The following is a 24,170-nucleotide window of genomic DNA, read 5'->3' on the forward strand; positions in this document are numbered from 1 at the left end:
ATGTTCGAAATCCTTACATATTGGATTCGGGAAGCGATGATACACCACGACATGCGCGCCCTGCGACGGCGGCCGCATCCATCAGGACGAGGCCGCCGCCGCGGACAGCCCGCGCCTGCCCACGATCTCGCGCAGAACCGAGACCGCCTGCCCCCGCAGGGTGGCGTCGTCGCCGAGCTCGCACCGGCGCACCCGTATGTTGCTCTGGTAGTCGTTCCGCGACAAGGAGTTGACGGTTTCGCCGCATGCGCCGAGCAGCGTCTCGCCGACGATGTCGGGAGGCCCGTAGACGGCGATGTCGTGAAGGTTCAGCAGGCTCGCCGGCATGGCCAGCGCGCTGCCGAGCCTTGCGCCGGCCTCGGCCAGGATGTCCGCGCGCCGCTCGGGATTCCGGCGGATGCGGTCGCGCAACGCGATGGCCGATACATAGGTCTCCAGACAGCCGCGCTTGCCGCAGGTGCACGCAGGGCCGGCGGGATCGATCACGACATGGCCGATTTCGCCGGCCGCATGGTCATCGCCCTCCACGAACTCGTCGTTCAGCAGCACCGACGCGCCGATGCCCCGAGTGATCTGCACGAGCAGACAGTTGGGATTGCCGTGCCCGAGGAAGCGGTCGGCGAGCAGAGCCGCGTTCGCGTCGTTGTCCACTCGGACCGGCAACGAGAACTCGCCTTCGAGCATGTCGCGAAGCTCCACGTCATCCCAGCCGAGATTGGAACTGGAGATCACCCTCCCCGCGCCGGAAACCACGCCGGGGACGGCCACGCCGATGCCGACGAGCCCCGAACCGGCAAGCCGGATCATCTGGCCCACAAGCGAGAGCACATCGTCGAGATCGACCCGGTCGCCATCATCGAGCACGCGTTCGCGGCGCTCCACGATTCTGGCCCGCAGGTCCATCACGGCGCCGGTCATCACATACGGGCGGGACAGATCGACGCATACCAGACGAAGCACGTCCGCGTCGATGGCCAGCAGGGTGCCCGGCTTGCCCCGGCCGTCGCGCCTGCCCGACCCCAGTTCCCTCAGCAGGCCGTCGTCGATCATCTCGCCGGTCACATCCGTAGCGGTGGCGCGGGAAAGCCCCGTCTCCTTACACAGGTCGGCGCGCGACAGCTGCCGGTCGGGAAACAGTAGCCGGAACAGCAGTCTGCGGTTGTTGGCCCTTGCATCGCTGGGATTGGATTTAGCGTACATGGGAGCCCTCCTCGGGTGAGACGATTGCGGAAAATGCGGAATCACATTATCGGGACGGACATCCCGGCGTCATCCTCGAACGGCTTTCAGGATAACACCCATCAGGGGACTGACAATATGAAAACCCCGGCACTTTGACAAGTTTCCCATCTTTGTACATAATCATGTTCGACATCCAAACAAAATAGTTGCGACATACGGCCAAAGATGGTCGAGCACGGAAAGAAGACCAACATGAACAACACCACACGCGCAGCCATCGCCACGGCCGCCATCGGAGCGCTGCTCATCCCTCTCGCGGGATGCGGCAACACGACAACAAGCTCGGGCAAGACCGAACTGACGGTATGGTCGTGGGACGCCAGCATCGATCGCGCCGCCAAAAACTTCATGAAGGCCAACCCCGACATCACGGTGAAGGTGAGCAACGTCGGCAGCACCGAGGAGACCTACACCGCGCTCAACAACGCGGCCCAGGCCGGCAATGGCCTGCCCGACGTCACCCTGATCGAATACCTCGCCATCCCGCAGTTCGTGCACTCGGACACGCTCATGGATCTGAGCAAGGTCTACGACACCGTCAAGTTCAAGGACACGTTCACTCCCGGCACATGGAACTCCGTGAACATCAACGGCGGCCTGTACGCGATGCCTGCCGACTCGGGCCCCATGGCCTACTTCTACAACAAGGACGTGTTCGACAAGGCCGGTATCGGCCAACCACCGACCACCTGGGACGAGTTCTACGAAGACGCGAAGAAGATCCGCGCCACCGGCTCCTACATCACCTCCGACTCCGGCGACGCCGGCCTGTTCAACGCGATGATGTGGGCCATGGGCGGCCACGCCTACAAACTCAACGACGACAAACTGACCATCAATATCACCAAGGACAAGGGCGCCCAGCGGTTCATGAACCTCTGGCAGAAGATGCGCGACGAAGACCTCATCGACGTCCACACGAAGACCTGGACCGACGACTGGATGAAGTCACTGGGCGACGGCTCCATCGCCAGCCTCATCAGCGGCGCATGGATGGCCAACAACCTCCTGCAGGGCGTGCCCCAAGCCACCGGCAAATTCCGCGTAGCCCTCCTACCCACCATCGACGGAACGCCCATCAACGGCGAATACGGCGGCAGCGGACTGGCCATCACCAAGAAGATCCCCGACGGCAAACTCGACGCCGCCAAGAAGTTCGTCGAATACGTCACCACCAACGACGAAGGCATCGACGCCCGCGTATCCAACGGCAGCTTCCCCGCCACCACCAAGACCCTCGACCAGAAGGACTTCCTCGCCAAGACCACGCTCAGGAACGCCGACGGCAGCGACAACGAGTTCTTCGGCGGACAGAAATACAACGAGGTCTTCTCCCAGGCCGCCAAGAACGTCACCGGCAAATGGGAGTTTCTGCCCTTCGAACCCTACGCCCGCTCCATCTACAACGACAATATGGGATCGTTCTTCTCCGGCAAGACCGATTTCAGGACTGCTGCTGGCAAATGGCAGATAGCGCTAAGAAATTATGCCGCTGACCAAGGATTTGCATCGTTTCAAGATGAATAGATTACAAAGATGACTCCTGTAAGAAATTAGCTATGGTTCATATAGTATTATAAAGGAGTATATAAATTATACTCGTAATTAGATGGATACTTCATGTTAAGCACATTTCATAAATGTGTGAAATATTGACATGGGCCTATGTTTGAATTGAAGTCACTATTTCAGTTGTGTAAAAACACCCGATTTAATCCAATTGATTGCAATTTGGGTGCGGTTTGAAAGATGAAGTTTCGATAGAATTCGACTAACATAGCGTTTGACTGATTTGGTTTCCAGAAATAGTTTTTTTGCTATGTCTTCATTACTGAGTCCTTGTGCGATTAAGGCACATATGTCACGCTCTCTAGTAGTAAGACTCTTGAATGATTCAATAAATATATTTTGTTGGTCTTGAAAAATGAATTTGCTTTGTTGATATTCTACTAGTTTCTTTGTTATTCGTGGAGTAAGAATTTTACCATTTTCAAAAACAGCTTTTATCGATTCCATTAATTGTGATTTACTTATGTCTTTCAGTAGGAATCCGCTGGCTCCAGCGTCGAGCCCGCCGAAGGCGTAGTCGTCTTCGTCGTAGGTGGTGAGGATGAGGGTTCTGATGGTGGGCCAGTGTCTGGCGATGTGTCGGGTTGCTTCGATGCCGTCCATGCCGGGCATGCGCACGTCCATGAGGATCACGTCGGGCAATGGCCGGTGATTGGCATCCAACTGGTTGAGTGTGTCGATGGCGGATTGCCCGTTTTCCGCTGAGGTGATGACGGTGATGTCGGTCACGTCGTCGAGCATGAGCTGGAAACCGAGGCGTGCCAGTCTCTGGTCGTCTACGAGCATCACACGGATCATGGTTGAATCTTCCTTTCGGCCGGTTGCTTCCCGGTCATGTTCCCGGTTGGGGGAATGACCGCTTTGACCTGCCATTCGGTGCCATCGACCGGCCCATAGGCGAACGTGCCGCCGGCGTCTTGCACGCGCCGTGACAGTCCGGCCAATCCGGTGCCGTCATCGGGTGCGACGGCTTGCGCCGCACCGGTGGCTCCGTCGTTGCGGACGATGACGGTGACTCCGTTGGGCTGGTGGTTCCATGAGACGTTGAGATGCGTGACGTGTCTGCCGTGGCGGATGGCGTTGGTTATGGCCTCTCGGGTCACGTCGAAGCAGAGGTCCGCCTGGGGTTCGTCGTCGGCGCGGATGCCGGTTTCGGTGAATATGGTGATGATGCCGAGCGTGCGGGCATGTGCGAGGATCGGACGGATGTCATCCCATGAACGCATGCTCCGGGATCCCGGTTCAGCAGGGTCTTCGTCGGTCGTGTCGGTTTCAGTCAGTGCGCGCACGGCCTTGCGCGTGTCCGCCAGGCTTTCCCGTGCGATCTCGTTGATGCCTTTCAGGGCCTCGTCCACGCGCGGGTCGCCGGTCTTACCGCTCAATCCCTCGGATAAAGCGATGATCGTGGTCAACCCGTGACCCACGCTGTCGTGCAGCTGTCCGGCGATGCGCGAACGACGCACCGCGGCGTCACGCTGCTTGACGGCGGTCTGCGCGCGCCGGTGTTCCAGGCCGGCGGCGGCCGTGGCTCTCCTGGCTTGAACCATGCCGCGGTGCGCCAGGGCGATCGCGCCGGCGAGGGCGAGTAGGAGGATGCGGCCAGGCCATTCGCCGAGGAACTGGCTGGCGGGCCATGACATGAACGTCGCCAAGGTCACGGCCAACGTCGTCGCGAGGGATCCGATGTACATGCGGCGTTCCCCGGTCGTGCGCATGAACGCGTAAAACGCCGCGACCAGCTGGACCAGCAGAATCGAGTCCGCATGCCAGAAGGACAGCATTAGGGTCAGGACGAGCTGCGACATCAATGTGACGGACGGGACCCGGTAACGGAACATCAAGACCGAGCATGACAGGCACAGGGCCAGCAACAGCAGCACGAATCCGCCGGTCTGCTTGGCGAGCGTGTACATCGGGTCCAATGGGGTGCCGATTATGCGCTCCCACATGAGCATCATGACCTCGACCGCGAGCACGCATAATGGCATGGCTGTGGCCGTGACCCTGCCGACGTTCACCGTTTGCCGTTCCATACGATCCACTGTGCCGTCTCGCCGGGTCATCGGCGTGCTTACTGGGCGAGACAGTCCGCGCCGGGCATCAGGCAGCCGAGCATCGTGACCGAACCGGTGAACAACAAAGTGAATACGATGATGATGGCCAGCCATACGAACGGCGAGAGCAGCGCCCCGATCCATGCGGCGACGCGGCCGCCATGCTCCCATCCGTGCCCGTCGCGGCCGGTGATCCACGCGATCAGCACGCCGGGCAGGGACAGGAACAGTCCGAGCAGCAGGAATCCGACGATCGAATCGTTCGGCGCGGCTTGCAACGGTTGGGGCGGGTTCGGCCGGCCGGGCTCCGGGACGGGCGGTGACGCCGACAGGGGCTTGCCGGGTGACGGTTCGTGATGTGCGGGAATGTCCATGAGCGCCGATCCTTTTGAGTGTCATTGGAGCTTGTTGATGTTGATGGTGCCGTTGTCACCAGGCAATGCACTGATGGAGACCTTGACGATGCCGTCGTCGGCCGTGTAGTCGTATACGCCGGCCTGTTCCTCCTCGGTGGCGTTGCGGGTGAAGCCCGCGTCCTTGATCTTTCGCGCGTAGTCCTTCGCCTCGGCGATGGTCCATGACACGTCGATCAGATAGCCGTTGTCGGTCTCGTCCCTGATACGGGTCGTCGCCCGATCGGGTTCGGGCACCCGGCCGGCATACTGGCCGTCCGGCCAGGAGCCTTGGACGGAGCCGCACGCCGCCAGCCCGAACAAGGCCGTCAGGATTAGCAGGAACGCGAGCAGCATGGACACCGGGGCTCGCCTCGGCATGGCCGTGTATCGGACAGGCATGATCTCATCCTCCTTTTCCGAATCCGGTGCCGTCAACGGCTTCTGATCGCGTCGGCCACGCTGCGGCGCAACGCGGGGCGGATCTGCATGTACTGGATGAGGAACAACGCCAGCCAGCAGGCCGCTGCCGCGCCGATCACACCGGTCCACGGGATCTCGGCCACCGGAACACCGACGAGCGTGATGGAGCGTGTGGCGAGCACGAGCGAGCTGACGGCGACCGGGATGAGCGCGAGGACGACCGCGCCGGCGGCCAATTGCAGGCTCTGCCACAGGATCATGCGCGTCACCCGGCGCGGCGACATGCCGATGCTGCGCAGCAGCGCCTGGTCGGCGACCATGCCGCGGTTCGACAACGCGATGACGGCCAGGCTCGTGGCCAGGGACACGATGCACAGCATCGCGATCATCAGCAGCGAGTCCGCGTAGTTCAGGCTCGTCGGATGGCCACCCAGGGCCAGTATCCGCCCGTAGGACCGCGCGCAGGTCAGCAGGGTCGCGGACAATCCCAGAGCCAGTGCGAGCGGGGCGATGGTGTTCATACTGGACACGGCCTTCGCCCTAGCGGCACGGGCCGCGAGCACGCCGGTCGCCGACCCGCACAGGCGGCACATGACGCGTCCCGCGTCCAACAGGATCGGGACCAGCACGCCGGCGAGGACATACATGCCGAACGACGCGATGATCCCGGCCCATAATGCGCCGTTGAACGTCTGGCCGGCCTCCTGTCCGAACGCGCGGGCGCGCGGCATGCCCATGCCGGAGAACGCCAATACCAGCGCCGCCGCCATGACAACCAGTCCCAGCGCCCAGCGCACCCAATACCGCCATCCACGCCGTCCAATCGGCGCGTCCTTGCCGCGGATCGCCTCGATGGGACGGACCTTCGCCGCACGCATCGAGGGCACAAACGCGCCCAGCATGCACGTGACCACGCCCAACAGCAGCGAGCCGAGCCATGCCGCCACGGACGGCGCGAACGCGGGAGGGACGAACGAGCCGAGCCCGCCGGCGAAGCTCTCCGCGGCCATCGCGTCGAACTCGGGAACCGCGAGCAGGCTGGCCGGCATCGCGATCAGTGAACCGAGCAGCGAGCCAATGAGGCTCGCCACGCCCACGAGCATCCACATGCCCGCACGCACCTGGCTCGGGCTGGCGCCCATGAGACGCCATTGCGCGAACGTGCCGCGGATGCGGTCAACCGTGGCCGAACCGACCACCGTGAGCGAGAAGAACGCAAGCAACGCCACCACGACATAGATCGTGACCGACACCATGGCGAACTCGGCCGGATCCAAACCCGCCAGCCGGGCGGCCGACGCGAACGACGGCGACGAGGTCCACACGAACTGGTTCATGCACACGCCCACCAGCGTGGTCACCACCGCGACCACCATGATCGTGGGCACCCAACCCGCGAGATTGTCGCGGAACACGCGAAGCACATACCTACCCACGGCGAACCTCCTGACCGTGCTGCGACATGGGCGGCTCGAACGTGCGGCGCATGCCCTCGACGATCTGCCCGGCGGTCAGCCTGCCCGCGACGTGGGTGATCCCGCCGTCACGCAGGAAGACTACGCGGTCGGCCAGTGCGGCGGCATCCGTGTCATGCGTGACCATGACCACGCTGGAACCCGAATCCGCCAGCTCGCGCAGCACCTGCAGCACGAGCTCGCTGTTCGCGGTGTCGAGCGCGCCGGTGGGCTCGTCGGCGAACACCACCGCCGGACGCAAGAGCAGGGCCCGGCACAGGGCCACGCGCTGCTGCTCTCCACCGGACAGGGCGCTCACCACGGTCCTCGCCCTCTGGCGCAGGCCGAACCGGGACAGCAGCTGCGTGACATGCACGTAGTCGGCCTTGCGATGGGCGAGCGAGAGCGGCAGCGTCACGTTCTCCTCGACCGTCAGATACGGCACGAGGTTGTACTGCTGGAACACGAAACCGATATGCCCGCGGATGAACCGCGAACGACGCTCCTCGTCCAACGCGTAGATGTCGGTGCCGCCGATGACGACCCGGCCCGAGTCGGGCCTGTCCAAACCGGACAACACGTACAACAGAGAGGTCTTGCCCGCTCCCGAAGGCCCGACGATCGCCGTCAACCCGGCACCGGGAATATCCAACGAGACATCATTGAGAATCACACTCGGACTGGAACCATCAGCGGAAGCCACACGCTTGACCAGCCCACGCGCCTGAATCGATAAATATGTATTTACCCCAATGAAGTCATTTGGTTGTTTTTTCATGGACGAGAATCCTTCCTACGAGAGTGCTACTGCCGACAGTATCCATAAAGACGAGTCAATCGTCTATGCCGGAGAGACGATTGACATCAAAAGATGTCAATCTGTGTCGAAGAGAGAGTCGAGTAACCATATAGTTGATAAACAGCCACCGGTCAAAGAATCATCAGAATTGTGATGTCCTTCATCTAAAAGTTGCAAAAACACCGAATTATGTGCGGACGGAACAATAGCCGAATATGAATTCAGCCATTGTTCCGTATATAAGAGAGGCGCCTTTATATCATTCTTGCCGGCAGTAATCCAAATGTCAGGAGCTTGATTAGAAAAATCAGCTGGAAGACGCCGCAATTGCGCCAAAGGTGAAAACGAGTCATAGCAAGAAGATGATGATGGATATCCGAATTCATCCCAATCGCTAATTGTAAGTGGATTGTCGGGGTTTGTGAGAATCAATTCCGGTGTTAAAAAAGGGTGCGATAATTGAACAATTTTGAAATAATCCGGGCGGCGCAATGCGGCAGAAAGAACAACCAAAGCGCCGGCGCTTGAACCCACTGCTCCAATGCGTTTGGCGTCACATAAGTTATTTGCAATCAATCCTTTAGTGCAATCGAGAAAATCATTGATAGATATGAACTTATTGTTTTTTATCGCTTGCCTATGCCATTCCTCCCCATACTCGCCCCCACCTCGAATATGGCAGAAGGCAACAGTTATGCCGGACTGTATGACATATGAAATCAAACGGTCATAGGCTCCCTCAAGTGCGATTCCATAACATCCGTATGCCATCAATAGAATAGGAGACTGCTCGAGAATACTATCAAGTCTATAAAAAAGTGTAATGGGAATATTTGTTTGATCTCTACTCCGGATAATAATTTTGCGACAGTGAATATTAGGTGTGGACGATACAGCCTCTAAGAATCCTTTCCTATTTCCTGTTACAATTTGCGTTTGATGGATTGGAGATGATATGCAGAAAACAGGGAATCTATCCTGAAATCCAAGAAAACTAATAACTCCACAAGGAGGAGCTTTCCATATCCCATTTTGTCCGAGAGATGGAATCCAGATGGCGGAGTCGCCCGATAGGCGTCCTATCACATAAACAATCCCATTACGCTTTTGCAATGATTTAGGAATAAATCCATGGGGAGACTGAATCATTTGCCTATCATGTATATCGTTAAAAAAGTTAATAATTAGAAGTTGGTTATTGACGATAGCATATAGAAGAGTATTTGTAATCTCCATCGAATCAATGGGGAGTGATGCAGTAATTTCCCTAAAGCGTGTGTCTCTTTCGCCGAAATCATCGAAAAACAGCATACGAGAATTGTCTCCGTGCGTCATTCTTATAACAATAACCGCATCATTACTGCAAACGAAAGATAATATATCATATTCACTATTTGTGCCGTATACTTCAATGATGCCACACTTGTTTGCCATCATTAGTTTATACGGGCGATTTGATTTGCTTTTATTAATCCAATAGATAGAATGGTATGTCGTTCTTATCTGAGGTACAACATTGTTGCACCTCAGAAGAATATTGGCGGATTGCTTTTTCAATTCATATAATGAAATAGTGTAAAAATCAGTTTTTGGCATCTGCGTTAATAATGCCGCTATTGTCTTCTCTGAATTAATGTAAAAACCAGATATTCTTCCAATCGGTTTTTGACATAAATGAATATATTGCGACGGATCATCCTTGAAATGAATTACTAGTTCATTATTAATTTGCATTAATTCGAGCGATTGATTACTGGAATAATGAAAATTATTTGTATCCTCTATTAAATGTTCACAAAGTTGTTGCGCCTTGCTGCGATACTTGTCAGAGAATTCTTCATACAATTTGATGGGTTGATTGAGTGTTGTACACTTCATAGTTACTCCATTGCAAAAGTGTCTGGCATCAATTTTGCGAATTGGTGCCAGACACTTGTCTTGTCAGCAGTTGCTGTAGGTCAAGGTACTCGGCAGGCCCGGGCAGGGGCCATTGAAGCTAAACGTGCTGATACGTGCTGCATCATCCGTTTCGCCGTCAGCAGTCAAGATTTGAAAATCAAGAACGTTGTTTCCCATTGTGCACCTCCTTTCTAATATCTAAGGAATCGTTCCATGACAGGAACGGTATGCCTGACCATTTCCCCTGGAGTGCGGCAAGAGATCCGAGGACTCCGGCGGATCCGGTCAGAAAATCACACGACAGTTTTAGTCCTTGATTTCCTCGGACATAAAAACCGCCTTTACTTGGAATGATAAATAGTCGAAGAGAATCGCAATATGAGTTAATTACCTGATATTCCAGCTTGCTTTTATCGTCCTTTGCATTCAGAAAAGTCAAAAAGCCTGACATACCATATGCGTATGTTCCCTGTGCACACTGATAGTAGGTGCATGCGCGAACTAGGGACTCATACTCTTTGTCCAAGAGACATTCTCCGGTCGCTTTTCGCAAGGCATATAAAGCGATTGCAATACCGCATGACCCGGTTCCCAGATATGGCAGAGTTCTCCACTTTTCATCGTATTCCATGGTCATATTTTGGGTCAAAACACATTTTTTAATATCGTTTTGTATTGCATGTAGTGCATAATCCACATATTTTTCATCTCGATCAACCGTTCTATAGATTTCGGCCCACAATAAGGCCGCGCCAGACCAGCCATATAATAATCCAGCGGATTCACATTCGACATCGTTGGTAAGCATGTTCTGCAACTTTGATGAGGCTAAAAATAGTTCATCATATGATTTATTCGACCCGATACTTAGGTCATTTAGGCCGACGCCAGCCCATCCGGACCAATAAGTAGGATTAATGGGGTTTGCCACGGGCAAAGAATGTGCTTCTCGAGCGAGTTCATCAAATCCCGCCATGCGTAAGCCATACTCCAAACCATCTTTGCCGGCGAATCCTCGGTTTTTAACGCCCGAAAGATGATTTAAAATCCATTGAGATGCTTTTTGAACCGATGCGGAATCTATTGGATCACCTGCCAAAGCTAACGTCGACAAAGCACCCGCAACGCCATAAGGGTATCCCACCGAGGCTTGTACAGCATTAGGGCCAAATAGTTCTATATCACCGGGTAGAGCAACTGTAGCGCCTTCATCAAAATGAAGGTGTGCCTTTATTCCCCGAGCTAGTCCATGTATTAAATCTTCAATAGAAGCGAGATTGACAGCTCGCTGATCCAAGGATAGCTGAGTATTTTTAGATGTCTTTTGAATTATAGATTCGATGGAGTCTTCGTTAATATCGAGATGACTCTGCGCGTGTCTAGCGATTCGTATAATGCTTCCTTCATTGCCCTGATCTGTAATGGTGGCTTGAGGAAGAAGCATATCTAACTCCAGCAACCCTAATGAACAAAAATCTGCGTCGGTGCCGGTAAACCCTGTCAGAGGACCATATCCTGGTGCTATTTGTTTAATTCGCCATCCTTTATCCATTTTGTGCGCGAATTCAAAATCAATAAATTTAGGATTAACTCCGTTTTCCATAATGATATTTTTAGGGTGAATATCACCAAGAAGCCATCCGTGTCGATGAAAGAGCGACATTGCTTTATCAAGCTGTGAAACGGTATGATCAACCCATTGCCCAAAGGCAGCATTATCTAGTTTCCAAGGAGCTGGCTTTAGTATGGGAGTTCTAAGCATGCATTCATGCTTAAGGTTGTTCCCTGGTATTTTCTCCATCACGAGATAAAGGTTTTCCCATGCTCTAAACATTCCGAATACCTGAGGCACAAAGCCCGTATCTTGTAATTCGGATAAGACATGTTCTTCGTGCTTCAAACGATATACAGCATCATGGCCGTCGGAATCAAGCGCCGTATATGGTCGCGCCTCCTTTAGTACAACGATAGTTCCTTTTGAAACGTATTCATCCGTCAACGCCTCTGCGGTATACACACCTCCACCGCATGAAAAATGCATAGCTGATTTCATCTCGAATGGGAATGGTATAGATTGAGATTCTATGGATTCGTGTAGAAATTCCGGTATTTTCACCCAATCCGGCACGATAAAGGTAGGACGACGTACATCTTCCTCCTCGACTCCGTCGGGCCTTTTCAATACACTTATATATTTTGTCTTATCCTTAGGCGGGATAAAAGCGCCGAAGCGATAGAATATAGGCCCGTTCCTCCAACGTCTATCCGAAAGGATATAGGGTCCTGACTCATTCCCAATAATGTCGTCTAACCCATTGAGAGTAGAATGAAACTCCAATTCGTTTACTGGATATATTGTAATATATTTTCCGGCAGCAGCCCTATCGGTATATTTACTGTTTTGAATCAAAAAAATCAGCTTTTGTTGATAGATATTTAAATGCGACTTTTTTTGAAAAACAATAATTTGATACTTCTCTTAATATCTTTTCATAATTCCAAAGAGTTGCCGAGATGTGAATCTTCCATCCCTGTTCCGGAATTTTAACATTACTAGGACGACAATTTGTCCATGGGGTACCTTTATATATCTTCCAATTATTTGGAAAGTGAATTTCATCATCAAGTCTTGGCGAAGATTGACGATCTGGTGGCTCATAGAAGGAACTGTTGGACTGACAGAATGGGATATATTTTAGGTCGATGGGCACGATTCTGTCTCTTTCCTTATTAATGGCTTATGACATTTTTATTACATCACCTATTCGCGTGCCGCGCGACCCGTTATGGGTTATCTGTCATCTCCAGATGACAAGAGATAAGAGTCGATATAGATTTCCGTCCAGTCGTCGGCCTTGTCATCATATGATGATATATACATTTTTTGTATAGTTTATGTCTGTATTTGTTATAGAGTTAGTCAGAGTGTTGCTTATTTGACCTAGCGGAACATAGTGTATTTTGTGTAGATGTCCAATCGGTTGTAATCGGTGAAAAGTGATATATATGCAGCATATATAAAATAACTATATTTTATAGTTAGATGAGGAATTATTGTAATAAATCGCCAAATTTCTTTTAGCTATGAGATATATTGTTCCGTTGCGAGATTGCGATAAAATGGTGCCGTTTTAAAAAGTTGTTTATGGGTTCCCGATCCGATAATCCGCCCTTGATTAAGTACATATATAAGATCGGAGTCAATTATCGTGGCGAGTCGATGCGCAACGATAATAAAAGTGCGGCCTTCTACCTGAGTCAATAGCTGAGTGATAAGGCGTTCGTTATCGGCGTCCAGGTTTGCGGTGGCTTCGTCGAGCAGGATGATTTTTGCCGTGGAAAGAAGTGCGCGGGCTATGGCGAGTCTTTGGCGTTCTCCGCCTGATAGCATGATTCCGTTTTCCCCTATCTGCATATCAAGACCTTTGTCGGATCGATCTAGCAGATGGGAGAGATTCACGGATTCCAATACCCGTCGGCATTCATCATCGCTACAATCGTTTGATCCGAGAAGTAGGTTCTCTCGTATGCTACCGGACAGTGCCGGTGAATCCTGTTCCACGTATGCGATGTGGCTGCGTAAATCGTCTCGATCACAGGTTGTTATGTCCTTACCGAGTACATTGATATTTCCGCTGGAAGGATCATAGAAACGTTCGATAAGTTGCAGGATCGTGCTTTTCCCTGCCCCTGAGGGCCCGACAAGTGCCGTGACACTTCCTTGGGATATGGAGAGATTCAGGTCACGCAGAATTGGTTTGGATCCATAGGAGAAGTAGACGTGTTGGAATTCCACCGCTGGCGGACGGGGCCCGCTGTGTGCCAGCGGCATATGTTCATTGATTGTTGCGACGACGGTGTCAGAGTCCTTTTCTTCGGGAATATCCAATATTTCCCGTATACGGTTCATTGCGGCCATTGAATTGCCGATTTGTGAGCCTGCGTAAATGATCTGGCTGAGCGGTGAGATGCTGATGAACAGCAACATGATGAACTGAGTAAGTTTCTCTACGGATAGCAGCCCTGTGGTTACGCGCCATAATCCCAGACCGAACACAATGATAGCTGCGAGTTGCAGGGCTATCGTGGCCAGTGGATTGACGATCGACTGGATTTTGGCAATCTTGAGTCCGGACAGGCGGACGCGGTTGATCAAGGCGGCAATAACCTTATTCTCGTTCTCGAAGCCGTTTGAAGCGCGTATGGTGCGGATGCCGGCGAGATCACGATTGAGCGTGGAGGTAAGGTCGCCGAGCGTGTATTGGCTGTCATAGCTTGCTCGTTCGATGAATTTAGCGGACAGCAGCATGAGCGTGAATACCGTAAGGAGCAAGGTGATCGCTGTGCCGAATAGGATCGGGTCAAGCATTGCCATAAACGCAGCGGAACCGATGACGGTGATGAAACCTGATGCAAGGGCTGATGTGCACTGCATGAATGCATTACGCAGTTGTGAGGTGTCGTTGCCGACACGGCTGAGCAGGTCGCCGGAGTCACGTTGATCGTATTCGCGTATGGGCAGACGTAGCAGGTGTTTGCTTAGTGCGAGACGAGCATCCCTTACGATATCCTCCCCTGTGCTCTGCAATTGGTAGTTCTGTAGGGCTGATATAGCTCCTGAAGCGGTGACGAGTAACAGCATTCCGGCAATGACGGGCCACTGGGGAACCTGGAATACACCATTCTGGAAGAAGTTGGTCATGTACTTAGGCACGAGCAGCGTCATAACGGCTCCTATGGCTCCAAGACATAGGATGAGTGCCAGCCGTCCTCGGTATTTTCGGAGAGGAGAAATCAGATTGTACATGGAGGCATGTTTCATGTGCATGGTGTCGTCCGGGTCGTTGGCGGTCATTGCGTATCTTTCCGTTCGGAACTGGTTCTGGTGATGGTGTACCGTCTGACGGCATCAGGTTCGCCGATGGGTATGCCGTTGGCTTCGACCCAGGCGTGTGCGCGAAAGGGACGATCGGTGAACCCGGTGCACCATGTGACGGATCGGCGAGATATGCGGCATGCCGCCGCCGTGGAGAGCGACCGAAGCAGACAACCCTGCTGGCTGCGGCATCTGCGGCTTACCGAACATACGGCGTTGCGGTAACGCTTCGCCATGTCGGCATCGGCTGGCGGATACCGTTCGGACCACGTTTCAAGCCGGCGGCAGAACTTTCCGATTCGTTGTCGTTCCATCCGTCTTCCGATAATGATGGCAATCAGCGCCACCAGGCGGTCGTGAAAGTTGACGCGTGTGGTTGCTTCCGGCTGTAGAGGGATACTCATAGGCGCACGTGCTTCCCTATATCGGCGAGGAATCGTTCCGTATCCCGGACGATGATTTGTCTGTCGGTCTGATATTCTTCGGCGATTGCGTTCATGCAATCCTCGACGGTTTTGCCGTGCATCAGACCGTCGAGGATGATTCGGCCTATTTCGTTGACCTGCAGGTATTCGCCGGTGTCGTTGACGAATACGATTGCCCCTCCCTCTTTGGGATATAGGGATATCTGGTCTTTCAGGCTGGTGTTCGCCATCGTGTTATCGGTTTGCATGTCGCCACCTTCCACTGCCGCGACTCGTTGCATTTCAAACAGAAACGTGATGTCAGGCATCGGCATGGAAGCTCGACGCCGTACGGCTGGTATATCGATCAGTCCTTCTTCGTCCAGCACTCCGCCGGCGATTGAGTCGAGCAGCGTGTCTTTCGAGCGTTGCCATGCCAGATACAGTGAATATGAGTGATCGCCTTTGACGGGACGCCGGAATATCGTTTCGGGGACTATACCCTTGAGCGCCCGGTACAATACGGCTTTGTGTAGATTTCCCTCGGTGCGTGCACTGATTGGGGCGCATAGCGCATAGCCCACGATTCCACGGTCCAGGTAGGGGGAGCGGAACGTTATGTCGTCGGAGGCGAACGTCCGATTAACCTGATTGAGCATTCGTGCCTGCATTGACAGAGAGTAGAGCGCCTGATGACGGCTTCGGTCGGGGCTTAATGGCCGAATGTCGGCGTGTTTCAATTGTGATTCAATGGCGCCATATAGGGTATCCCTGGCTTTCGCGGTCAGGAATTCGGGAATGCGTATGGCATCGTGCCATCCACAAGGCGAGGAGCGATGGCCATGATCTTGTTCCGCGTCCAGGAGCGATGACCGTAATTCCTCATGCAGATCGGTGCTGTCGGTCAGATCGAGAATTGCCTGATAGGGTGGGACCCGGTAATCGGCGCTGTATTGTCTTCGAATGTCCCGTAGCCGCAGCGGGTGTTCCCGCAGACAACTCCATGATGAGGATGGCATGGATGCGAACAGCTCGTCTCCTCCGAAACCCGTGACATGGATACGGCTTGTGTCTGCTTCCATTTCGGAGATTCGGCTGAGATAGCCTTCGATATCGCTCCAGAAGACCGGTTCTTCAGGTATCTCTCTGTTGGGATATTCGGCTGTGGATTCGAATGATCTGTTTCCATCCACGACTCGGCCGATTTTGATGAGTGGCATCCGAACGTCCTCGGAGATTCGCTCGGCCCATCGGGAATCCTGATTCATTGGATCGTCGGGTGTTTCATGATACAGGGGCATACGAACCCCCTCACTGGCGAAGATGTATGCGATGGCGGCGGAATCCACTCCTCCGGACACATCGGCGGATAGTGGTGCCTCATTGCGCCACTCATCCGCGATCGTCAGGAAACGGCTCCTTAGCGATGCCAGAATTACGTCGTTTGAAACATGTTTTATGGGTGAAGGTTCCGCTCTCGTATATCGCGGCCTATTGGATTTGTCGAGGTGCAGTGTGGTTGCGGCGGGTACGGAATGTATGTTCCTCCATGGGGATTTGTCCCCTCGCAGGCTGTCAGGGAGCGAAGGCAGCAGATCCATGATGATGCGTTCCAGGTCAAGATCGGCGTTCGTGATGCTTGCAAGCCGGAAGGCGCTGTCCGACAGGAGCACTTCATCTTTGGAGACGGTCCAGAACATGCGATCGCCACTCAACAGAGGAACCTGGACGCATGTTCCCTCGTCATTGATGCTGATGGAGGCGGGAAGCTTCGAACGGTCCGTCGGCTTCCCGCCGCGGACAATCACGGTACGGTTTGGGTTCTTATGCGTAAACGGCATCACGTTTCCCTATCCTGATACAGCTAGGGATCATCAATATATGCAGGGTTTCGGTCAGTTCGATCCCCAAGGGAACGGGGCCTTGGCTCCGCCAACATCGACATAGTTGCCGAACCATACGCCATTGGTTGCTTCCTTGAATGATGCGATGACCTCAACGACAGGAGGCACATAATCCTTCATCTTCGTTCTCCTCATGTTCTGTATATGGAACCGGATTGCATGCCGGTGCATGCCATTCCAGTTAACCTGATTTGGATGGTACATCCAAGAATGTGTTTGGTGTTTGTCATCTTCGGATGACAAACACCAAACACATGGACCTATGGGAGCGGGTGATCCGCCGGCGTTTTTCAGTCTTCCTTCCAGAGCTGGCCGCGGGAACCCTCTTTTACCACGGTGCCTTTATCCAGTACCACAACATCATCGGTAATCGGCTTCAGTCTGCCGTCCGGTTCGGATGCGATGAGCACCGCAACGCCACGATTCGCCTGCTTCCGTATCTGCTCGCAGATCCAATTCGTGCCCGATTGATCAAGTCGCTGGAGCGGTTCGTCTACGATCAGGGCTTTGGGGTTGGGAAGCAGAGCTATAGCGAATCGCATTTTGAGGACACCGATCGGAGCGAGATCGTGGAGCTTGACGGTGAGAAGATTCTGCAGTTCGGTCATGTGAATGATCCCGTCAAGAAGCGAATCAGACGTCCCGGCCCAGAGCGCCTTCCAACGAAGATAGGTTCCGGCCGAGTAATACGGGGACAGTGAAATGGCTTCGGGCATTGCACTCACAACGTTTTTTGGTATACGGGATGTGCCATAGGGTTTGCCACAGGTGGATATGCATCCGGAATCCGGGATATCCAGTCCCAACAGCATCCGGAGAACAGTTGTTTTGCCGGCGTCATGCGGTCCCATCAGAACGGTGACTCGACCTGCATAGGCGGCAAATGAGATCCCATGCAATTCGCGACCGGCATGATTGAATGAGACGTTCTCAAACGCGATGATGGGTGAAGCCGAATCGGGCAGCTGGCACATCGTTTTCCTTTCTTCGATTGACCCGAGCCGCAATAATCGAAGTCCCCCCCCCCCTAACGGTTTTTGGATACTGCCCTATCTTAGGGGATGGCAGAAGTGACGTGATATATATGCTAGGTTTGTTCCGTTCGCTTGAGCGATGGACATAGACAGTTAACCAGTTCGCTCTATTCTCCAATAAAAGGATTGTGGTGTTTGTCATCTGAAGATGACAAACACCACAATCCTTGAGATGAATATCGTGATTTTTATGCTGGTTTGCCGCCTGTTATTTGGTCCAGCCCCGATTGATACCAGGCTATGGCGATTTGAACCCGGTCCCGCATGTGCATTCTGGCCAATATGCGGCTTACCGTGCGCCGTACCGATGTCGTTTCGATGAATAGGCGCTCCGCGATTTCCTGATTGGACAAGCCTGCCGCCACGAGTTCCGCGACTTCACGTTCCCGCTTGGAAAGTCCGTCGAATAGGCTTCGTAGCAGCTTGATGCGGGTGTTGTCCGATATGGGCCGAACCCCGCGATTGAGCACTTCACCGGTGATTCTCGGTGTCAATACCGCATCTCCGTTATGCACGGCGTGTACGGCGTCACGTAGCTGTTTGGGGGTCGCATCCTTGAGCAGGAATCCGGATGCCCCGCGCGCCAATCCGTCGAAGGCGTAATCGTCCTCATCGTATGTGGTCAGGATCAGTATCTGGATTTGGGGGAATTGCTCCTTGATGATGCCCGTCGCCTCTATGCCGTCCATGACGGGCATGCGCACGTCCATCAGAATCACGTCAGGCAGTTGCTGCGGTGATTGCCGTAGGAACTCGATTGCTTGGGCGCCGTCCGCGGCCTGTGAGCTGACGATGATGTTCGGATCGTTGTTCAGCATCATCATGAAGCCGGTGCGCGCCCCTCGCATGTCATCGACCAGCATGACCTTGATGATGTCGTCTCTTGCATCCTTCATGGTTCTTCCGTTTCTTTCAGGGGATTAGTGCCTTGACCGCCCAGCCATTGCCGTATGGCCCATAGGACAGGGTGCCGCCCATTTTCGCAAGGCGTTGGGAGAGTCGTTGCAGTCCGGTTCCACCTGTCGGCTTCCCGCTTTGACCGGATGCCTCGCCGGTGGTGTCGTGTCCGGAGACGTGTCCATCGTTGCGGATCGTGATTGCTGTTCCGCCATCACGGTAATGATTCCAGGAGACGGCAATGCGGGTCAGTCCCGCGCCGTGCCGAAGGGCATTGGTCAGTGCCTCGCGAGTGACGGCGAAGCATAAATCCGAACGGCGGGGATCCTCGACGCGTCTTCCCGTTTCGGTGAACACGACGATGATTCCGGTTGAGCGTATGTGTTCCAGTACGGGTCTGATATCGTCCCAATCCCGTAAACGAAGGATGTCATCCTGATTCACTGGTTCAAGACCGACCTGTTCCAAAGACGGCTGCGATTCCTCTTCATTGAAGACCTTTAAGATGCGGCGCGTATCACCCAGACTGTCCTTCGCAATCGATGTGATCTCCGCTAAGACATCGGCCAGTTGCGGGTCGGAATAGCCGCCGTTCCTTATGCAGTCCTCGCCTCCCTGCGATAACGCGATGATCGAGGTCAATCCATGACCGACGCTGTCATGCAGTTCGTTGGCCATGCGAAGGCGCCGTTCCGTACGATTCTTCTCCTCCGCCAGTATTGCGGCCTTTCGCCGTGCCTCGGACAGCAGCCTATTCGCCGTTCGCCGTTCCCGCACTATGGACAACAGTGAGGATGCGATGCCGGCCAAAGCGACGGAATACAGTAACGCCAAATACTGAGGCTGTAGATAGGAGGGATAGATGCATTGCATTGCGATCATGCAGATCATGGCCAGATCGCACATGGCCTGGGCATACAGGGGAAGCCGAATGCACAGATAGAGCACCAGGATAAGCGCGACCTGCGTGTATGAGTGCAGGCCAACGCCGAACAGGACGCCCAGGGAGAGTTCTATGAATTCCAAGGCCAGCAACGCCACGGGGCTTCTGGACCTTAACGTCACGTTTATGGCTCCTAAAACCAGCAGTATGAGGAAGTACCATATCCCCGCTCCCTCGTTGAGGAACCGGATAAACGAATATCCTGTGCCGATTGCCATCCGCTCTTTCACATAATCGCGGATCAGCACGCCCATCGTGCCAACGATGCAGATCAGAGTCGTCGTGAAACGAAGCAGGCGTTCCCCTTTGAGCTGACGAAGCCATAGGATCAATCGATCCCGCGGGGTGACGGCCAGCGTTTGTCCCCCATCTGATGACTTACCCCGGCGTGAGCCCATAATGAGGCGGTTCCTCGCAACCTGCACCTTACGCCTTCTTCGTTGTCCGAGAATACAGCTCTCCCATTATCTACGATTCGAGGCTCGCATGTCCATGACCTGGCTCCTGTTTGACATCTACGGATGACAGTAACTTATCGCGGACTTCCCGCTCCGCTTGCGGAGAGAATGCTCCAGGCGGGGCTGTTCGACATACTCTCCGCAATCGGCGCGGGAACGCGGCCCCGGGCCATGCGCTACGCGCATGACCGTGTTGCTTGGCCGCTCGCATGCTCGCGGCGGTGGGCCGCGCGGAATCTGACGAGGGGTTTGCGGCCACCACCAGCATGCCATGCGCTCCGTCTGTGTTCCCTGCGCCGTGTCCCGCGCCGCTCCCGTGCCTGCGCTGCGACGGCGGACCAGCATGCCGTCTTCGCTACGGCCCGGATCGTCGCGGTCCACGCCTCCGGTCTCTCCGCCTACGCGCATGGCAGGCGGGTGGTGTCCGAAATGGAAACCACACGGAAAGGACCGATGGACATGAACGACATGGTGGACACCCGCATGGCGGGAACCGGACTGGCGAAACGCGTACGCGACGGGTTTCTTCAGGACCGGCGTGAACTTGGACCGGCGCAAGCGGACGACAAGTGGTTCGCGCCCCTGATGGACAGGTGGAACGGCCTGCTGTCGCGCGACGAGGGCGGCTTCTCCCATGAGGAGCGCGTCACGCTGGCGGTGCTGATGACCGAGTGCCTGAGCATGCGGGACGCGCTGATACTCGCATCGCTGCGCGAAATGGGCGGCGGCGAACTGCACATGCTGTACGCCCAGCCGCATTCGATGGAATCGGCGGCCGTGGTCATGCGCGAACTGTCACGGGCGTTCAAGGACGCCGACTACCAGCCGGACACGCGACGCGGGGAACGCGCGACGGCGTTGCTGGAATCGGTGACGGCCGACGCGCCGGACGGATACGAGGCGCAGCCGATGGCGTCGTGCGCGTACCTGCTGTGGATGGCCGACCGTTCGACCGCCGCCGCGGTGCGCGCGCTCAAGGCCTTGGCCTTGGATGACGACTGTTCGCTGGCGTCCCTCGTGCTCGCGGCCAGCGAACACGGCATCCGCCCCGCATGGACGGAACGCCGCCGCCACTGAACGTCGGCCGCGGATTCAATCCGGTCGGGGCTTCCGACGCCGGAAGCCCCGACCAATCCCAATCATCCGATTTTTTCAAGGAGACAATCATGGAAACCGCAATCATCGAACGTCCCGTAATGACCGACGAGAGCATGGACGAATCGAACATCGTCATGCTGGACGTGGGTCTCATCGACCCGAACCCCGCGAACCCGCGCCGTGACGTGGGCGACGTGTCGGAACTCGCGGATTCGATACGCGCGCAGGGCATCCGGCAGAACCTGCTCGTCACTCCCACGCCGCGGGGACGCTACCTGCTCGTCATCGGGCATCGTCGCCTCGCCGCCGCCAAACTCGCCGGATTGAGCCGGGTGCCCGCCGTGGTGGCCGATTTGTCGGAACGGGAGCAACGCGAGCTCATGCTCGTGGAGAACAGCCAGCGCGCCGACCTGACCGTCATCGAGGAGGCCGACGGCTATCAGGGGCTTCTCGATTTGGGCGTGGGCGTGGACGAGGCGGCGCAACGTACCGGCCGTTCCGTGTCATTGGTGCGCCGACGCCTGAAGATAGCCGCCATCGGCGAGAACGCGCGAAGCAAGGCCGGAACCGCCCAGCTGAGCATCGACGACTGGGAAACCATCGCCGACTTCGACCGGTATCCGGACCTTCAGGAACGGCTCGCCGAGGCGGCGGGCGGCAAGAACTGGAACATGGCCGTCAAGCACGCCCGGCAGGAGCGGACATGGCGCGAATGGCTCGACACGGCGAGAGCCGAATTGGAACGCATGGGCATCGACGCGGCCGACGAACAACCGAACACGGACGGCTGGTATGACTCGCCGAAGGGATTGCGACGCACCACGATGCTGACCACGGGCGACATCGCCAAGGCCATCGACGCATGGCGCGACTCCCATGACGGTGCCACGCCCGTCGTGGGGGTGCGGGCCGAAGGCGCGTCATGGGCGCGCGGCATCGTCCTGTACGAGACCGTGGACGAGGAGGCGGAGACCGCGGCCCGCGAGGCGCGGGAGGCGCGTTGGCGAGAGGAACGGGAACGCGAGGAACGCGAGACGGCACCGGCCAAGGAGTTCGCGCGGGCAAGCCGTGATTTGCGCATCGCGTTCGTGACGCATCTCATGGAACTGAAATCCCAGCCGAAAGGCATCGGCAGGGCCGTCGCCCTGCTGTCCGCGAGATTCGCGCTCGATGCGCTCACCGAGGGATTCGACCAATGGGACAGTCACGCCGAAGACGTCTGGGGGCAAATCACCGGCATCGACACGACGGGCGACGGCGCCGATGCCGAGGAGCCGGAGAGCGAGGCCGAAGACCCGTTACGCGCGTCCGTCACCGCGATGATTGCCGGCGACCCGCAACGGGCCGCGTTCGGACTGCTCTACGCGTTGGCCGAGGAACGCGTCAGCTGGGAAACGTGGCGCGGCGCGGCGACCATCGCGGAACACGCCGCGCCACTGTACGAGGCTTTGGAAACGCTCGGCTACCGCACCTCGGACACGGAGACCGAAGCCCTCAACGGCTCCCTCGCGCCAATCGATGACGACGACAATGGCGGGGATGCCGGCATAGGGCAGGACGGCGAACCGGACGACGACGGGACGTCGCAGACCGACGACGCATCCGGCGAACCGGAAGACGCCGAATAGACGACGGACTGGGCGGAACCGGAATACGGGTTCCGCCCAGTCCGGGCGCGGACGGCGAAACGTGACGGCGCATGCGCGCCCGCACCTGCCGGAGCCAAGCGGCGGCGGGTGACGCTCAGCCGTGGCGGGCGGAGCGTCGTCGGAGCCGCGCGTCGCACCAATCCATGAGCATGCTCGCAAGCACGGCCGTGAGGAACGCGGCGACGATTAACGTGAAAGAGCCGTCCAATGCCGGAGCGTCCGAGCCGGCGAGGAAATGCATGAGCAGGAACGCCAGCATGAGCAATCCCGACAGCATGGCGAACGCCGTGAACACGGAATTCGCGAGGAACACCACGAGCCGCAACGGGTGCGCGAGCAGGGCAAGGCACGAGGCCACGCCCCGCATCAGCGTGCGTATCACGCCCGTCGCCAGCGACAGGCCAAGCATCACCAGCAGCATCGGCATCGCCGTCACCTCCCGTATGTCGCCAATGTCATCCAGCGTAGCCGCCAGGACGCGGGAAACCGAATCGCAACCCCTCCGGGTCCAATCCAATCGAACCGGACGTGTCAGCATCCATGGCATCAGCCGCATTCTCCGTTGCGGCGTTGTCCTTCGTCAGGGCAGTCTCCGGCGCATCGGCGGCGGATGCCGGTCGGCCGCCGGATTCGACGGCCGAATCCGCGCCATCATGGATTTCGCCATGGCTATCGGCGGGATTGGCATGTCCGTAGTCGGGCGTGACGGCATGGAACGCCATGCCCGTCTCCCTCGGCTCCATCCTGAGCGTGCGCACAAGCTGGGCGCGCGGCATGTGATGGTCGTCGCAGAACGACTGGACGGCGTCGCGGAATCGTTCCGCGGCCCAGCGCATGTCGTCCAGCAGGATGCCCAAACGCGACAGTTCGCCGCGTTTGCGCCGAAGCGCCTCCAACTCGGCATCCAATGCGTTGTCGGCGATGGCGCGCATCGCCCGGTTGCGTTCCCTCGGCTTCGCCATGACGGTCTCCTCACGGTGATTGTTCTTCGTTGCCCCGCATCGTAGAACGACGCCGGCCATGATGCCGGCGGACACGAAAACGGAACCGGCACCGGCATGCGAAACGTGACATG

Annotated in this window: 23 protein-coding genes; 3 read left to right on the forward strand and 20 right to left on the reverse strand. The window is 56.0% G+C overall.

The features are described from left to right. Window positions 1-81: 81 nt before the first annotated feature. Window positions 82-1,200 carry an ROK family protein gene (locus BREU_RS04635; RefSeq protein ID WP_044088998.1) on the reverse strand — a complete coding sequence of 373 codons (1,119 nt, stop codon included), beginning with the start codon at window positions 1,198-1,200 and terminating at the stop codon, window positions 82-84. Window positions 1,201-1,434: 234 nt separating this feature from the next. On the opposite strand from BREU_RS04635, the gene BREU_RS04640 reads away from it, so the two are divergent. Beyond that, window positions 1,435-2,769 carry an ABC transporter substrate-binding protein gene (locus BREU_RS04640; protein WP_043164978.1) on the forward strand — a complete coding sequence of 445 codons (1,335 nt, stop codon included), beginning with the start codon at window positions 1,435-1,437 and terminating at the stop codon, window positions 2,767-2,769. A 156-nt stretch (window positions 2,770-2,925) separates the two neighbouring features. Here BREU_RS04640 and BREU_RS04645 read toward each other — a convergent pair whose 3' ends face one another. From BREU_RS04645 to BREU_RS04705, 17 genes are all read right to left on the reverse strand, one after another. Then, window positions 2,926-3,609 carry a response regulator transcription factor gene (locus tag BREU_RS04645; protein WP_043164775.1) on the reverse strand — a complete coding sequence of 228 codons (684 nt, stop codon included), beginning with the start codon at window positions 3,607-3,609 and terminating at the stop codon, window positions 2,926-2,928. Continuing rightward, complete coding sequence (locus BREU_RS04650; protein ID WP_043164777.1) at window positions 3,606-4,844, reverse strand: sensor histidine kinase; 1,239 nt, start codon at window positions 4,842-4,844, stop codon at window positions 3,606-3,608. Before BREU_RS04650 ends, BREU_RS04645 begins: the two co-directional genes overlap by 4 nt. Window positions 4,845-4,882: 38 nt before the next feature. Then, on the reverse strand, window positions 4,883-5,239 hold the full coding sequence (locus BREU_RS11215) for a hypothetical protein (protein WP_052119033.1): 357 nt from the start codon (window positions 5,237-5,239) through the stop codon (window positions 4,883-4,885). 21 nt (window positions 5,240-5,260) lie between these two features. Continuing rightward, window positions 5,261-5,659 carry a DUF6591 domain-containing protein gene (locus BREU_RS04660; RefSeq protein WP_044088997.1) on the reverse strand — a complete coding sequence of 133 codons (399 nt, stop codon included), beginning with the start codon at window positions 5,657-5,659 and terminating at the stop codon, window positions 5,261-5,263. A gap of 32 nt (window positions 5,660-5,691) precedes the next feature. Then, window positions 5,692-7,116: an FtsX-like permease family protein gene (locus tag BREU_RS04665; RefSeq protein ID WP_043164780.1), complete on the reverse strand. Its 1,425-nt coding sequence runs from the start codon at window positions 7,114-7,116 to the stop codon at window positions 5,692-5,694. Beyond that, the gene (locus BREU_RS04670) at window positions 7,109-7,912 is read right to left on the reverse strand and encodes an ABC transporter ATP-binding protein (RefSeq protein ID WP_043164782.1); all 804 of its coding nucleotides are present in this window, start codon (window positions 7,910-7,912) and stop codon (window positions 7,109-7,111) included. The genes BREU_RS04665 and BREU_RS04670 overlap by 8 nt, the downstream gene beginning before the upstream one ends. A 96-nt stretch (window positions 7,913-8,008) precedes the next feature. Further along, window positions 8,009-9,811, reverse strand: coding sequence for a prolyl oligopeptidase family serine peptidase (locus tag BREU_RS11495; protein WP_081886551.1), 1,803 nt, complete (start codon window positions 9,809-9,811; stop codon window positions 8,009-8,011). Window positions 9,812-9,874: 63 nt separating this feature from the next. Then, window positions 9,875-10,009: a hypothetical protein gene (locus BREU_RS12530; protein ID WP_257798101.1), complete on the reverse strand. Its 135-nt coding sequence runs from the start codon at window positions 10,007-10,009 to the stop codon at window positions 9,875-9,877. Further along, window positions 9,990-12,242, reverse strand: a complete 2,253-nt coding sequence (locus BREU_RS11500) for a class III lanthionine synthetase LanKC N-terminal domain-containing protein (RefSeq protein WP_156100217.1) — start codon at window positions 12,240-12,242, stop codon at window positions 9,990-9,992. The genes BREU_RS12530 and BREU_RS11500 overlap by 20 nt, the downstream gene beginning before the upstream one ends. Further along, entirely contained in the window at window positions 12,226-12,543 is a 318-nt protein-coding gene (locus BREU_RS11870; protein WP_156100218.1) for a class III lanthionine synthetase LanKC N-terminal domain-containing protein, read from the reverse strand. The genes BREU_RS11500 and BREU_RS11870 overlap by 17 nt, the downstream gene beginning before the upstream one ends. Before the next feature lie 371 nt (window positions 12,544-12,914). After that, window positions 12,915-14,687: an ABC transporter ATP-binding protein gene (locus BREU_RS04680; RefSeq protein WP_043164784.1), complete on the reverse strand. Its 1,773-nt coding sequence runs from the start codon at window positions 14,685-14,687 to the stop codon at window positions 12,915-12,917. Beyond that, complete coding sequence (locus tag BREU_RS12635; protein ID WP_081886553.1) at window positions 14,684-15,112, reverse strand: lasso peptide biosynthesis B2 protein; 429 nt, start codon at window positions 15,110-15,112, stop codon at window positions 14,684-14,686. The genes BREU_RS04680 and BREU_RS12635 overlap by 4 nt, the downstream gene beginning before the upstream one ends. After that, complete coding sequence (locus tag BREU_RS04690; RefSeq protein WP_238567003.1) at window positions 15,109-16,953, reverse strand: PqqD family peptide modification chaperone; 1,845 nt, start codon at window positions 16,951-16,953, stop codon at window positions 15,109-15,111. Before BREU_RS04690 ends, BREU_RS12635 begins: the two co-directional genes overlap by 4 nt. A gap of 54 nt (window positions 16,954-17,007) precedes the next feature. Beyond that, on the reverse strand, window positions 17,008-17,136 hold the full coding sequence (locus tag BREU_RS11875) for a lasso RiPP family leader peptide-containing protein (protein WP_106426817.1): 129 nt from the start codon (window positions 17,134-17,136) through the stop codon (window positions 17,008-17,010). Between the two features lie 170 nt (window positions 17,137-17,306). Continuing rightward, window positions 17,307-17,990, reverse strand: a complete 684-nt coding sequence (locus BREU_RS04695; RefSeq protein ID WP_044095830.1) for an ATP-binding cassette domain-containing protein — start codon at window positions 17,988-17,990, stop codon at window positions 17,307-17,309. Window positions 17,991-18,238: 248 nt separating this feature from the next. Then, window positions 18,239-18,946 carry a response regulator transcription factor gene (locus BREU_RS04700; RefSeq protein WP_032743799.1) on the reverse strand — a complete coding sequence of 236 codons (708 nt, stop codon included), beginning with the start codon at window positions 18,944-18,946 and terminating at the stop codon, window positions 18,239-18,241. Between the two features lie 16 nt (window positions 18,947-18,962). After that, on the reverse strand, window positions 18,963-20,144 hold the full coding sequence (locus BREU_RS04705) for a sensor histidine kinase (RefSeq protein ID WP_223847978.1): 1,182 nt from the start codon (window positions 20,142-20,144) through the stop codon (window positions 18,963-18,965). A 657-nt stretch (window positions 20,145-20,801) separates the two neighbouring features. Between BREU_RS04705 and BREU_RS04710 the strand changes: the two genes are divergently transcribed. Together BREU_RS04710 and BREU_RS04715 are read left to right on the forward strand one after the other, a co-directional pair. Beyond that, window positions 20,802-21,425, forward strand: a complete 624-nt coding sequence (locus tag BREU_RS04710) for a DUF4192 family protein (protein ID WP_044088993.1) — start codon at window positions 20,802-20,804, stop codon at window positions 21,423-21,425. Between the two features lie 89 nt (window positions 21,426-21,514). Next, complete coding sequence (locus BREU_RS04715) at window positions 21,515-23,074, forward strand: ParB/RepB/Spo0J family partition protein (protein WP_044089056.1); 1,560 nt, start codon at window positions 21,515-21,517, stop codon at window positions 23,072-23,074. A 115-nt stretch (window positions 23,075-23,189) separates the two neighbouring features. On the opposite strand, the gene BREU_RS04720 is transcribed toward BREU_RS04715, so the two are convergent. Then, window positions 23,190-23,522: a hypothetical protein gene (locus tag BREU_RS04720; RefSeq protein WP_043164796.1), complete on the reverse strand. Its 333-nt coding sequence runs from the start codon at window positions 23,520-23,522 to the stop codon at window positions 23,190-23,192. A gap of 28 nt (window positions 23,523-23,550) precedes the next feature. Further along, window positions 23,551-24,057: a hypothetical protein gene (locus BREU_RS11220; RefSeq protein WP_052382035.1), complete on the reverse strand. Its 507-nt coding sequence runs from the start codon at window positions 24,055-24,057 to the stop codon at window positions 23,551-23,553. Window positions 24,058-24,170 lie beyond the last annotated feature (113 nt).

Origin of the sequence: Bifidobacterium reuteri DSM 23975 (assembly GCF_000741695.1) — a bacterium.
Classification (GTDB): domain Bacteria; phylum Actinomycetota; class Actinomycetes; order Actinomycetales; family Bifidobacteriaceae; genus Bifidobacterium; species Bifidobacterium reuteri.